Here is a 14,332-nt window from a genome sequence, read left to right on the forward strand (position 1 = left end):
ACAAGTAGTAATGATAACTATACAATTGACTTATTAAAAGTAAGGAGAATGTTATGAGCACAATTACTATTTTTGGAAAAGGCAATATGGGGACGGCTATTGGACAGAACTTTTCAGAAGCCAATAATTCGGTTAATTTCATTGAATCAGATGATGTTGTAACTGATTTGGGAGATATTATTGTTCTAGCGGTGCCTTACGACGCAGCCAAATCAATTGTCACAAATCATAAAGCTGATTTAGCTGGTAAAATTGTCATTGATATTACTAATCCTGTGAATTTTGAAACTTGGGATGGACTAGTGGTACCTGCTGATAGCTCAGCAGCTGCAGAATTTGCAGCAATTGCACCTGATGCTAAAATTGTTAAGGGTTTTAATACAACGTTTGCCAGTACATTAGCTACTAAAACTGTGAATGGCACAATTCAAACAACTGTGCAGCTAGCTTCTGATGATCAAACTGCTAAAGAGACAATTATAGCAGCATTGGTAGGAAGTGGATTAGCTGTCATTGATGCAGGATCTTTATTACGTGCACGTGAACTCGAATCATTAGGATTTTTGCAATTGACATTGGCATCTAAAGAAGTTATTGGATGGACTGGTGGTTTTGGATTAGTCAAGTAAATAACTAAAAAGATAAGCACTTCGGTGCTTTTTTTCGTACAATAGAAGTATGAAGACTATTACGAAAATCGCGACACAAAAAAAAGCAGGGCGTTATAGCATTGATTTAGACAAGCAGTTTGCATTTGGTGTGTCTGAAAGTGTGTTAATTAAATATGGTTTGGCAAAGGGACGTGAACTTGATGATGCATTAATTGAACAAATTAAGCATGACGATGACATTGCCAAGGCGTTTAATATAGCCATAAATTATTTGGGCCATGCCTTACGCACAATTAAACAAGTGAAACAAAAATTAACTGAAAAAGCGGTTTCTGAAGCAATACAGAATCAGGCGATTGTACAGTTAAAAGAATTAGGATATCTAGATGATGCCAATTATGCCATGCACTATGTCGCAACAAAAAAATTAATTAGTCCTAAAGGACCGAATGCGATAAAAACCGATTTAAAGCAGGCAGGCATACTGGAAGATGATATTGAGATAGCACTTGAGTCTTATACTTATGAGGAACAAATTGAGATTGCTCAAAAAATGGCAATCAAATTTGCTAATACTTACAAACGTGAATCCACACGTGCTAAGCAACAAAAAATTATTCAAGCATTAGCGAATAAAGGCTTTTCTTTTGATATTGGACAAGCAGTTGTAGCAGAACTCGATGTTGGTAATGATGATGAAACTGAGTTAGACAATGTTAAAAGACAAGCTGAAAAGCTGTGGCATCGTTATCGGAATGAGCCTTTGAGTCAGAGACAATATAAGACAAAAAGTCACCTTTATACCAAAGGTTACCCTCGTGAAGTGATTGATATCATTATGTTAGCACTTGAAAGTGAGTCTTAATCATGCAAATTTATGATTCAAAAGTTTTACAAACCAAACTGTCGGCAGCAGAACAACAAGCCAATACAATAACAAAGGCGCTACGACAGTTACAAAAAACAGATAACAATGATAACTATATACAGCATCAAATCAAAACATTGGAAAGTCAACTGTCTAATTTAAAATTAATTATTATACAGTTACAAAAGCAGCTTATTTCTGCTAAAAAAGCTAACCAAAAAACAAACACACAACATTTTGGACATGGTAATAATCACCGCAACGACTTGTAGTCTATCATTTAATCGTGAAATTTGGTACAATTAGATAGAAATTCGGTGTCAGAAGAGTAGGTATGATCATGAGCTTTGATAAGTCGAATCGCGGGCCACGCGAGGGTGATTTCATCACGATCAAAAGTTACAAGCATGACGGCTCGTTGCATCGAACTTGGCGCGATACCATGGTTTTGAAAACCAGTGAAAATGCTATTATTGGATTAAATGATCATACTTTAGTAACGGAAGATGATGGTCGTCGCTGGGTAACTAGAGAACCGGCGATTGTTTACTTTCACAAGAAGTATTGGTTTAATATTATTGCAATGATACGTGATAACGGTGTATCGTACTACTGTAATTTAGCATCACCTTATGTCTTAGACAAAGAGGCGCTAAAATATATTGATTACGATTTAGATGTGAAAGTTTTTCCAGATGGTGAAAAGCACTTACTTGATGCAGACGAATATGCTGCTCATAGTAAAAAATGGCATTACCCACCAGAAATTGATCAAATTTTGAAAGCACATGTCAAAATTTTAGTGGACTGGATTAATGAAGGCACAGGACCTTTTTCACAAGGTTATATTGATGTGTGGTATGCAAGATACCAACATTTGATGCAGCAGCGGCTTAAAGATCGTCGTTGATAGAAAAGGCACGCAAATATTTGTGTGCCTTTTTGTGTGATAAAATATAGAAAGAATAAATGATGTGCGAGAGAACATCTTAACTTTTGGTCACATTATGAAAAGAGGGTCAAATGGCATTAACAATTTATATGAATCATGCGCGCACTGACCTACGTCATGCCTTGTTACAAGATGTGCAAATAAAAACACAACAAGATAAAACGTTAACAATTTATTATATCGTACCCAATCATGTTAAGTTTGATAGTGAGGTCGATGTTTTAAGACAATTTGCACGAATAAATGGGCACGACCCTAAAAAAGAGTTATATGCACAAAGTCGTTTACAAGTATATTCATTGTCACGATTGGCATGGGCGCTGTTAAAAGACATGCCTAATACACAGCCAAATATCATACAAAATACGGGCTTATTTATCATGGTCTCAGACATATTGCGGGACTATGCAGGGCAATTACCTATTTTTGCACGGATGCAATCTAAAAGTGGGTTTATATCTGCATTAGTCACACAATTAGTAGAACTACGTGCCAGTCATATTACGCCACAAGATTTATTACAAATTTTAAATGCTACGAGTAATGATGCGACTTTTTTACACCAAACACTGGGTAGCAAGTTGCGTGATTTAGCAATTGTTGCGGATGCATTAGACAGCAAAATAGGAAATACTTATATCACTGCACAGGAAGTTTTGCCTTTTTTTGCGACGCAATTAGCGGCATCATCACTAGAAAATGTGGCATTTTATTTTGATGGTTTTAATGGCTTTACTAGTGCTGAAATGCAAGTGATCACGCAGCTGATTGCAAAGTACCCAGTATCAATTGCGCTTTTAGGTCAGGTTGATAAATTAGGAAAACAACAAGATGGCGATGTCTTTAATAAACCAATGTATACAGCCCAACAACTGATACACACGGCTAAAACATTTGATCAAACAGTTCAGATCAATGCACCAAAACAGTTACGTCATCTCAGCCAAACGACAAAACAAGTTTTATTAGCTTGGGAAAGTTTAGGTGAATACCGTACTTTTAATGGTGAAAAAGATCGGGTTAACTTACAAGCGTTTGCTGCCGAAAATACAGTTGTTGAAATACAAGAAGTTGCACGACGTATTCGACGATTACTTGTTAATGACCCTGAACTACGGTTACGTGATATTTTAATTTTAGCGCGTGATTTAACGCCATATACGGCACATATACCAGAAGTGATGGCACAGTTTGATTTGCCTTATTTTTTAGATAACGATCAACCAATGGCTAATCATCCCTTAGTTGAATTACTATTGAATTTATTATTACCTCAAAAAGATAGATTTCAATATCAAAATGTGATGGCTATTTTGAAAACCAGTTTATTACGTCCCTACGTCAATGGTTCATTAGTACCCGAAAAAGAATTTTTTGATGTGATGGGTTATTTTGATAATTATCTTTATGCCAATCGGCCCTATGAAACAACTTGGCGTAATTTAGATAAACCATTTGAATTATTCACAATTGTTGATCAAGTAGATGAGGATGATGCAACCAGGTCATCAGATGATGGTATGGTTAATCGACGAATTGAAACAATGCGTCGATTTATATTATCAGCATTTGATGATTTACAACGACAATTAGATCAAGCAAAAACAATGCGGCAAGCAGCAACTAATTTGATCCTGTGGCTAGAAAAATACCATGTTGTCGATGCTATTTTAGAGCAGCGTGATAGTTTATTGACATCGGGTGAATTGACACGTTCACGTCAGGGGGAACAAGTTTGGCAATTGTTTATTCAAACACTCGATGACATTGTAGCAATTAATGGAGAGCAAGCATTCGACCTTGCGATATTTAAAGAAGTATTGCGTACTGGTTTTTCTGGGGCAAAATTTGCTGGCATTCCTAATAATTTAGACCAGTTGACCATCTCTGAAGCAGGTATTGTTCAAAGTAATCATTATAAACAGCTCTTTTTTATGGGTGGGACACGTACTAATTTACCAGCACAAACAAAAACAACTGCGCTAATTAATGATGCTGAAAGGTTAATTGTGCAACCGGCTTTGCAAGAAGCTGGGAACACAAAATATTTGCAGAATACAGCACAACAACAGATGGCAGAAGAAAATTTACTATTTTATGGTGCTTTGGCTACGACAACAAATGAGGTCACATTTTCATATCCTATTTTAGACGCGAGTGGTAAAATATCAGAAATATCGCCGTTCTTCAAAAGATTGACGCATACTTTTGATACAACGATTGAAAAAGTTAGTCATGTAGCACCTAGCAGTGTTGATTTGTTAAAGCATTATATTGGTACACCCAGAGCAACATTATCTGAATTAGTTAAAATTATACCCACACAACAAAAAACAGCAGCTTTTAAAGCAGTTCAAAACGCGATTAGTCAGCAACAAAAAGAGCGTTTAACGCGTGTTTTAAAAGCACCGCACTATCGTAATACGATTCAAACTTTAAAGCCGGAATTTGTACAAGCCCTATTTGGTGAACACTTAAATGTTTCCATATCTCAATTGGAAAGTTATTATAATAATCCGTTAGGTTATTTTTTGCAGTATGGGTTGAAGCTAAAAGAACGTGAAACCAATGAGTTGAACGTAGCCCAAACAGGCACACTTTATCATGCAGTGTTAGAAGGGGTATTGCAGCGATTAATTCAAGAAAAAATGAGCTTACGAGATATTACAACATCAGCCTTGATGACATTATTGCAACAGAAGTTAGCTATCCAGCTGATGTTGCCTGAATATAACTTGTTACAAGAGAGTGGTAAAATGCGCGCAGTACGAGATTATTTGCAAAAGGTGAGTGAAACTTTGCTAACTAATTTACAACGCGCGGCTCGTGTTAACATTGCGCGACCAAGTGCCGTCGAAAAATTATTTGGCTTTCCAGATCAAAATGCATTGCCTGCTTTAAAGTTTCATCGGGGACATTTGACGATGCAAGTGCGTGGTAAAATTGATCGATTTGATATACAAGATAATTCACAAGTATTTGGTACAATTGTTGATTATAAATCTAGTGGCAAGCAATTTGATTGGGGGCAAGCATTTGATGGCTTGCAAATGCAATTATTAACATACTGGCAGGCTGCACAAATGAATGCTGAAGCACTGGGAGTCGAAGCCATTGGTGGCGCATTTTTTGCACAAATAGCCCCAAAAAAACGAGTGATATCGGATTTCAAAGGAGATATTAATGCCCTTTTATCTGGACAAGTGACACCAGATATTTTTAAGTATCGTGGCTTGTTTGTTTCAGAGGAAGATTATATTGATAGTTTAGACAAATTATCAGACAGTAATATGTCACAATTTTATCAACTCAAAAAGAAAAATGATGGGGAACTATATGCCAATAGTGATTTTGTAGCTGCGCAAGATTTTGAATTGCTATTAAAACGTAATACTGACAATATTATATTTGCAGGAGAGCAAATTTTGGCAGGCCTTTTTCCGTTGGAACCAACAGTAGCCAGTTTACAGTACACACCATATGTTGATATTTTACGATTTGATCGATCGTTAGGTGATACTTATCGACCAGAGGCGCCTAAAGGGAAGGCTAATATTTTGAAAATTTTACAGGAGGCAGATGATAATGGCGACGACATTTACAGTTAACCAGCAACGTGCAGTTGAAGAAACAGGACATAATATTTTAGTTGCAGCCTCAGCTGGTTCTGGTAAAACAACTGTTTTAATTGAGCGGCTCATTCAAAAAATTTTAGATGGTACCAGTGTTGAAAATTTTTTAATTGTGACTTTTACTAATGCAGCGGCTAAAGAAATGCGTGAACGATTGGAAACAGCACTTGAAAAACGTATGCAAACGGCTAATAGTCAGATGAAACGTTTTTTGCAAGAACAACTTTTAATGCTACCAGCTGCTAACATTTCAACAATAGATGCCTATGCATTAAGGTTAATTGAAAATTATTATCATGTGATTGGTCTAGATCCACAATTCCGATTACTTTCAGATACTGCAGAACGTGATTTATTGCGCCAAGATGTATTAAACGAAGTATTTGCGTCATTTTATGAAGAATCTCACGAAAACCATGCAGATTTTCTAGCATTGGTCACTAATTTTGGCAGTCCAAGTGATGATACACCCTTGCAACAGATTGTTTTAAAATTAGCCGATTTTGCGGAAGCACGACCAGACGGTGACGTGTGGTTACAACATTTAAATGATAATGACCTATCAAAAAATGTCGATATCACGCAGTCGACTATATATCAAAATGACATATTCCCGAATGTGTCGGATATGATTAATCGCCTGTTAGATTCAGCAATAGCAGCGCAATCTTTAGTTGAAGGTATACCTGAATTTAAAAAAACACAAGCAGGGTTTATCACTATTATTGATTATTTGCAGGGTATTGGTTCAAATTTAATCGGTACGACATGGGATAACTTACGTGACAAATTAATCCAAATGCCTAAAATAAGTATTGAAACTCGTGCAAGCAAGGGCATAAAAGACGAACCAGACTTGTTGGCTATATTAGCTCAGGTGACAGCGATTAAAAACAAGATTGTTGGTTCTAAATCTGATTTAAATCAATTAATCGATTCATTTTTTAAATTTGATCAAATGAACTGGCAAAAAATACAAGGTGCAACGGACGAATTGGTAAGGACGCTCATTGTAGTTACCCAAACTTTTCGGGTGGCTTTCACGCAATCTAAACGGGAAACTAAATTGGTTGATTTTCCAGATTTAGGTGCGTTAGCATTGCAAATATTGGCCGATGAATCGACACAAAAAACAGTTAGTGGCCAATTTATTGAAATATTAGTTGATGAGTATCAAGATATCAATCAGTTGCAAGAAACATTATTATCTCAAGTATCGAACGGAAAAAATATGTATATGGTTGGGGATGTCAAACAAAGTATTTATGGTTTCCGGCAAGCAGATCCCACATTGTTTACAAATAAGTATAAGCGATTTGCCATGACAGAAAATCATGATAGTCGAATTGAATTGGCTGATAATTTCCGATCACAAAACAACGTGACACGGATGACCAACTTAATATTTACGCAATTAATGGATGAAAAATTAGGTGATATTGCGTATGCTGGTGAGGCAAAATTAGTTCCGAAAGCATCATATCCAGCAGAAGTACCGGCGGTATTTGATATTGACATCATAACAAAACAAAATTCGAGTTCAGCAGTTAATGATGAAGAAGAAGCACAGATATTTGAAAAACGCCAAGCACAGTATGCGCAATTGGCTGATAAAATTTTGAGGCTGCGGGAAACCACTTTATTTGATCGTAAAACCACACCAGCGGGTATGCGACCTGTTAATTATGCGGATATCGCAATTTTAACTCGATCAAAATCTGGGTATATAGACTTGGTGGCTACTTTACGGGAAGCAGGAATTCCTGTTCAAGTGGAATCTGTGGGTAATTATTTTCAAACTATGGAAGTTTATTTGATTCTTGATGTTTTGCGTGTCATTGATAATCCACATCAAGATATCCCATTGGCTGCTGTGCTACGTTCACCACTGTTTGACTTTACAGAAAATGACCTTGCAGCTATAAGATTAGCAGACCAAAAGCATGACTATTGGACAGCATTGCAAAATTTTTCTGAAAACGACGCACGTGGTAAAGAAGTCATCACTTTGTTTGATAAGTGGCATTTGTTAGCTATCCAAAATGATTTAGTAGCTTTGATTTGGACTATATTTGATGACACAGCTTGGTTAGATTATGTTGCGGGTATGCCTGGCGGCGCACAAAGGCAAGCTAATTTGCATGCTTTGTATGAATATGCACGCACTTATCAAAATAATACGAATGCTGGTCTGTTTCGATTTGTGCGCTATATTGAACAATTGCAAGAAAATGATGGTCAATTGGGTGAAGCACCACAAGAATCTGATGTACAAGCAGTTCGTCTGATGACAATTCACGCCTCTAAAGGGTTAGAATTTCCAATTGTCATTTTACCAGAATTTGACAAAACGTTTAATACAAAAGATTTAACCGGTAAGGTCTTACTTCAAAAGGACGCGGGTATTGGGATTGATTATTTACAGCCCGATGCGTTGGTTTCTATGCCGACCTTACAAAAATTAACAGTGCAACAAGCTATGAAACGCCAAAGCTGGTCCGAAGAAATGCGGTTACTTTATGTGGCATTAACACGTGCTGAGCAACAAATATATGTCATTGGAACAGTTTCAGTTGATGAGAATGGGGAAAACAAACAGCTAGCTGACTTATGGCAACGTGCCAAAAATACGACTGGACAATTTTTAGATGAGGATTTACGTTTGACAGCCAAATCTTATTTGGCGTGGATAATCATTAGTTTAGCACGTACTAAAAATGAGGCACTTGAAAATTGGTTAGGTAATGGGGATATGCCACGTTTGCTAGGTCCAGAAACGTTATTGGATGCAAAATTAACTGTGAATTTCGTGGCTGAAAATGACATTGTTTTACAACAGTCATCAAATACAATCCGTGTTGATGAAAAAACGCGAGATGAATCATATGATGCAATTGACTTTACGCAGGCGCAAAAAATTTTAACTTATAATTATGAAAACACAGCAGCCAGCAATACAGCTGCTTACCAATCTGTTAGTGAAATGAAACGCTTGTTTGAAGATCCAGATCGCCTTAATTTGAAAACATTAGACGTCAATGCAGATGGTGATTTCAAACCTGCTAATGAATTAGTGAGTCAAAGTTTAACGTTACCAAATTTTATGACCGATGGTTCGCATAAACCATCAAGTGCGGCAGTTGGTACAGCGACACATTTATTATTACAACTGATTGATTTTGAGCGTATACAAACACGTCAAACACTCGAAAATTTGCGTGATGATTTAGTCGAAAGTCAACGTATTTTGCCACAAGTTGCAGCGTTAATTAATATTGATCAATTAATGACTTTTTTAGACACGCCATTCGCTAAGCGTTTGCAACAACATGCAGATACATTGCAACGAGAAGCCACATTTGCAATGATTATGCCAGCTAATCGTATTTACGATACATTGACTGATGATGCACCAGTATTAGTCCATGGTATTATTGATGGTTATTTTATTGATGAAACAACACGATCAATTACTATTTTTGATTATAAAACAGATTTTCTTAAGCACGATCGTTTGATAGAAGAGTTACAAAAAATGAAAACACGGTACCAAGGACAGCTAAGATTATACCAGCAAGCTTTACAACAAGAATTTCCAACGTATACTTTTCATGACCCACAAATTATCGCTTTAAGTGTTGGTCAAGTTATCAGTGTGACATCACTTCCGATGACTGACTAAATGAAAGTAGAGCATTCTTCTTATCAAAAATAGTGTAAAATAAAGACTATGTTATTAACTTTGAAACAACAATTTAAAAATGCACCGGTGACAACTAGTATTTTTGTCTTAACTGTCCTTGTATTTGTCGCCGAATTTTTTATTGGACGAGGGCAAACAGATAATGGCAACCTGCTAGTAACTTTTGGTGCAAAATGGGGACCCTATATTAAAATGCATGATCAGTATTGGCGACTAGTGACGCCAATATTTTTACATGCGGGAATCATGCATATATTGACCAATATGCTGACTTTGTGGTTTATTGGTCCCATTGCGGAGGAAACATTTGGCAGTCGTAAATTTTTAGGATTGTATTTATTTGGCGGTATTATTGGTAATACCATGTCTTATTTATTTGCACCCTTGACAGTTTCTGTTGGTGCTTCTTCGGCGCTTTTTGGTATGTTTGGTGGGTTAATACTCTACGCTGTGCAATTTAAGCATGATCCCCGTATTCGTTCACAAGGCACGATGATGGGACTTTTTGTCGCTCTAAATTTGATGTCTGGATTTTTTTCGACAGGCATTGATATGTGGGGACATATTGGTGGTCTTATCGGTGGCATGATGTTTACTGTTATGTTTGGTTTTTATGGTCGTTCTGGAAAATATCCAATGGCTTGGCGACTGACAATGGTTGCGGTAACGATTTTGATACTTGTGCTTATTTTGATCGCATCAGGGGGCGTCTCATGAAGAATTTTTATGACATACTGACTTACTTAAAAACATTTGGCATTTATATTCATGTTGGTAAACGGATGTGGGATATTGAGATGGCTGCATTAGAAGTTGATAATTTAAAAACAGCAGACGTTATTGATAATAAACAATATGCCACAATGAAATTAATATTAGCACATGAACATCGATTGGAAGAAGAAAATCCGAGTGATTGATACTGGTAAACATTGGTTTGCTGAAAGTTATGAAAACGCTTGCAATTTGCAAGCGTTTTCTGTTAAAATGAGTGAGTAATCAACTTATTAGGAGGAAACATGTGCTGTACCGTAGGATGGAGATTTAATTTCATCGATAACGGTATGTTGCACTTTTAAGATAATGGCTAAAGATAAATTAATCGGTGTTGACCTTGGTGGGACAACAATTAAGTTTGCTATTTTGACTGAAGCGGGTGAAATTCAACAAAAATGGTCAATTAAAACAAATGTTTTTGATGAAGGTGCGCATATTGTACCAGATATTATTGAATCAATTAATCATCACCTTGACTTATATCAGTTAGATCCAACGCGTGTGATTGGTATTGGTATGGGTACGCCGGGCACGGTAAACCGGATGACTGGTACTGTAACTGGGGCTTATAATTTAAATTGGAAAACAGAACAAAACGTGAAAGCAGACATTGAAGCTGGCACTGGTTTTGTATTAACAATTGATAATGACGCGAATGCTGCAGCACTTGGCGAGGCTTGGCGAGGTGCTGGTAATAATGATGATGAAGTATCGTTTATTACACTTGGAACCGGTGTTGGTGGTGGCTTAGTGTCAAATGGTCAACTCATCCATGGCACTGCTGGTGCTGGCGGTGAAGTTGGACACGTTGTTGTTGAACCCAATGGCTATTTATGCACTTGTGGCAACAAAGGTTGCTTAGAACAATATACATCGGCGACCGGTGTTGTACACTTGGCACAAGACTTTGCTGAAGAGTACGTTGGTTCTTCAAAGTTAAAACAATTAATTTCTAACGGTGATGAAGTCACTTCAAAAATTGTGTTTGATTTAGCAAAAGATGGTGATTTTTTGGCTAATAAGGTCATTGATAAAGTCGCCTATTACTTAGGCTATGCTACAGCAGCTATGTCTAACATATTAAACCCATCAGCCGTTGTTATTGGTGGTGGTGTTGCGGCGGCAGGTGAATTTTTGCGAGCTCGAGTAGAAAAAAATTGGCAAATATTTGCATTCCCAACAGTCAGAAGTACGACGCGTGTTAAATTAGCCGAGTTAGGTAATGATGCGGGTGTCATTGGTGCAGCATCATTGGCGCGTGTTCATAATAACTAAATAAGGACAATATATCTAACAACCATTTGGTTGTTTTTTTGACACGTTTTTTAATAAATAACACTTTATTGCCTAAAAAAGGTATAATGTTAGATATTGTTAATTAAATAATAAGCGACATTCGATTTGTTTTACAGAAAGAAGATACAAAATGATTACTTTAAAATCGCCAAGAGAAATAGAAGCAATGCGTGAATCTGGCGCAATTATTGCTGGCATGCACCACATGTTACAAGATTTAATTAAACCAGGAATTGATACATGGGAAATTGAAACAAAATCACGTGACTATATTGAAAGTCACGGTGCGGTACCTTCACAAATTGGATTTGAAGGTTTTAAATATGCAACGACTATTAGTGTTAACAACGAGGTGGCTCATGGTTTGCCTCGTAAAGGGTTACATTTAAAAAATGGTGATTTAGTTAAAGTAGACACCGTTGTTGCACTTAGAGGGGCTGTATCGGACTCTGCATGGTCTTATGCTGTGGGAGAAGTGACACCTGAAATCAAAAAATTAATGGCTGTCACAAAAAAAGCCATGTATCTAGGCATTGATCAAGCAGTTATTGGTAATCGTATTGGCGATATAGGCAATGCCATTCAGCAATATACTGAAGTTGAAAATCATTACGGGGATGTGCGTCAATATATCGGTCACGGTGTTGGGCCAACGATGCATGAAGAACCACAAGTGCCTCATTATGGCAAACCAGGTCATGGTATTCGTTTACGTGAGGGCATGGTTATTACCATTGAACCAATGATTAATATCGGTGGATGGGAAGTTGACACCGATGAGACGGCTGAAGATGGTTGGACTGTGACAACGCATGATGGTTCATGGTCAGCGCAATATGAGCACACATTAGCAATTACAAAAGATGGACCAAAAATATTAACAAGTCAAGATTCAGAATTTGATGCAAAATATTTGTAAAAGTAGGTTGAAAATTTGAAAATCAAGCCAAAACACAAATCATATTTAATTACTAAACGATTCATTGATGTGGTTTTTGCGTTACTTGGATTAATTGTTTTATCGCCCATATTTGTAATTGTCTTTGTGCTATTAAAAATAGATAGTCCAAAAGCATCGGCGTTATTTGAACAACAACGAATTGGTAAAGCGGGGAAACCTTTTTATATTTATAAGTTCCGCTCAATGGTCCCAAATGCTGAGGAAATTTTAAAAGCAGATAAGGTATTATACGAAAAATACGTGACTAGTGGTTATAAATTACCAACAAAGGAAGATCCTCGAATTACAAAATTAGGTTCCTTTTTACGCCGTTCGTCAATTGATGAATTACCACAATTTTGGAATATGTTGATTGGAGATATGAGTTTAGTAGGACCGCGTCCGATTGTTGCTGAAGAGTTAAAAGAGTATGGCAATCAAAAAGATATATTCTTGTCTGTTAGACCTGGTGCACTAGGTCTATGGCAAGCTAGTGGTCGGTCACTGATTGAATACCCTGAACGGACACAAATAGAATTAGAATATGTTGCCAATGCAGGATTTTTTTATGATATTAGTATCGTATTTAGAAACGTGATTGCCATTTTTAAGTCTAAAGGAGCCTATTGATATGGTTAACAACAGACAATGCAAGGCTAATTATTTTGATATGGTAAAAGTATGGTAGCAAAAATTAAGATTCTAGTCGCAGCGCATAAACAAGCACGCATGCCTAGTAATAAAAATATTTATATACCAATTCAGGTTGGTGCAGCCATTGCACCAGAAAAACTTGCAGGTTATGTACCTGATGATACAGGTACCAATATTTCGAATAAAAATCCCTATTTTAACGAATTGACAGCATTGTATTGGGCAAGACATAATTTGGATGCTGATTTTATTGGCCTTGTTCATTATCGCAGGTTTTTTTCATTTTCAAAGAAAAAAGATTTGAATAGCATTTTGTCTGAAACAGATATACAAAACTTGTTGAAAAAAGCACCTGTTCTTGTACCGAAAAAAAGGCGATATTGGATAGAAAGTAGTCAATCTCATTACCGACATGCACATCATGGTATAGCGCTGGATGTTTTACGTGAGGTGATTGCGGATGAGCAGCCTTCATATCTAGCAGTATATGATCGTAATATGGCACGTACATGGGCACATATGTTTAATATGTTTATCATGCGGCGCGCTGAGTATGATGCTTATCTTGACTGGCTATTTGAAATTTTATTTGCCGTTGAAAAAAAAATACAGCCGGATGTTGTTAATTGGGATACTTATGAAAAGCGGGTTTATGGCTTTTTAAGTGAACGATTACTTGATGTTTGGTTAGAAAAAAATCATGTCAATTATACCGAAGTGCCAGTAACGTTTATGGAAAAACAAAATTGGTTACGCAAGGGTGGTAAATTTTTAGCACGAAAAATAGGTTTTGGACGTGTTTAGGGGACAGATTAATTATATGATATAATTTAAAAAGTACTTTTAGTATTAAAAGTGCTTTTTAAATTGCATTGAAACGATATGTTTATAAATGAATG

General features: G+C 36.6%; 12 protein-coding genes. All 12 read left to right on the forward strand.

What is annotated here, in order from left to right:
• The first annotated feature begins 53 nt into the window (after positions 1-53).
• The 12 genes from K5Q14_RS00820 to K5Q14_RS00875 all read left to right on the forward strand — a co-directional run bounded on the left by K5Q14_RS00820 (position 54) and on the right by K5Q14_RS00875 (position 14,237).
• Complete coding sequence (locus K5Q14_RS00820; protein WP_220733937.1) at positions 54-629, forward strand: NADPH-dependent F420 reductase; 576 nt, start codon at positions 54-56, stop codon at positions 627-629.
• A gap of 49 nt (positions 630-678) precedes the next feature.
• On the forward strand, positions 679-1,476 hold the full coding sequence (gene recX / locus K5Q14_RS00825; RefSeq protein WP_220733938.1) for a recombination regulator RecX: 798 nt from the start codon (positions 679-681) through the stop codon (positions 1,474-1,476).
• Between the two features lie 2 nt (positions 1,477-1,478).
• Positions 1,479-1,751, forward strand: a complete 273-nt coding sequence (locus tag K5Q14_RS00830; RefSeq protein ID WP_220733939.1) for a hypothetical protein — start codon at positions 1,479-1,481, stop codon at positions 1,749-1,751.
• A gap of 68 nt (positions 1,752-1,819) precedes the next feature.
• Positions 1,820-2,389 (forward strand): nucleoside tri-diphosphate phosphatase, encoded by a 570-nt coding sequence (gene ntdP, locus K5Q14_RS00835; RefSeq protein WP_010016797.1) that lies wholly within the window; start codon positions 1,820-1,822, stop codon positions 2,387-2,389.
• 113 nt (positions 2,390-2,502) lie between these two features.
• A complete protein-coding gene (locus K5Q14_RS00840) occupies positions 2,503-6,039 on the forward strand; it encodes a PD-(D/E)XK nuclease family protein (protein ID WP_220733940.1) in 3,537 nt (1,178 codons plus the stop codon).
• Complete coding sequence (gene addA, locus K5Q14_RS00845) at positions 6,017-9,745, forward strand: helicase-exonuclease AddAB subunit AddA (protein ID WP_220733941.1); 3,729 nt, start codon at positions 6,017-6,019, stop codon at positions 9,743-9,745. Before K5Q14_RS00840 ends, addA begins: the two co-directional genes overlap by 23 nt.
• Before the next feature lie 48 nt (positions 9,746-9,793).
• Positions 9,794-10,483, forward strand: coding sequence for a rhomboid family intramembrane serine protease (locus K5Q14_RS00850; protein ID WP_220733942.1), 690 nt, complete (start codon positions 9,794-9,796; stop codon positions 10,481-10,483).
• Complete coding sequence (locus K5Q14_RS00855) at positions 10,480-10,686, forward strand: YqgQ family protein (protein ID WP_220733943.1); 207 nt, start codon at positions 10,480-10,482, stop codon at positions 10,684-10,686. Before K5Q14_RS00850 ends, K5Q14_RS00855 begins: the two co-directional genes overlap by 4 nt.
• 163 nt (positions 10,687-10,849) lie before the next feature.
• Positions 10,850-11,818: an ROK family glucokinase gene (locus K5Q14_RS00860; RefSeq protein ID WP_220733944.1), complete on the forward strand. Its 969-nt coding sequence runs from the start codon at positions 10,850-10,852 to the stop codon at positions 11,816-11,818.
• A gap of 151 nt (positions 11,819-11,969) precedes the next feature.
• Positions 11,970-12,758 (forward strand): type I methionyl aminopeptidase, encoded by a 789-nt coding sequence (map, locus tag K5Q14_RS00865; protein WP_220733945.1) that lies wholly within the window; start codon positions 11,970-11,972, stop codon positions 12,756-12,758.
• A 15-nt stretch (positions 12,759-12,773) separates the two neighbouring features.
• Positions 12,774-13,409: a sugar transferase gene (locus K5Q14_RS00870; protein WP_220733946.1), complete on the forward strand. Its 636-nt coding sequence runs from the start codon at positions 12,774-12,776 to the stop codon at positions 13,407-13,409.
• 51 nt (positions 13,410-13,460) lie between these two features.
• Positions 13,461-14,237, forward strand: coding sequence for a DUF4422 domain-containing protein (locus tag K5Q14_RS00875; protein WP_220733947.1), 777 nt, complete (start codon positions 13,461-13,463; stop codon positions 14,235-14,237).
• Positions 14,238-14,332: the final 95 nt, after the last annotated feature.

The organism is Leuconostoc inhae, from assembly GCF_019656015.1.
In the GTDB taxonomy this organism is placed as follows: Bacteria; Bacillota; Bacilli; order Lactobacillales; family Lactobacillaceae; genus Leuconostoc; species Leuconostoc inhae_A.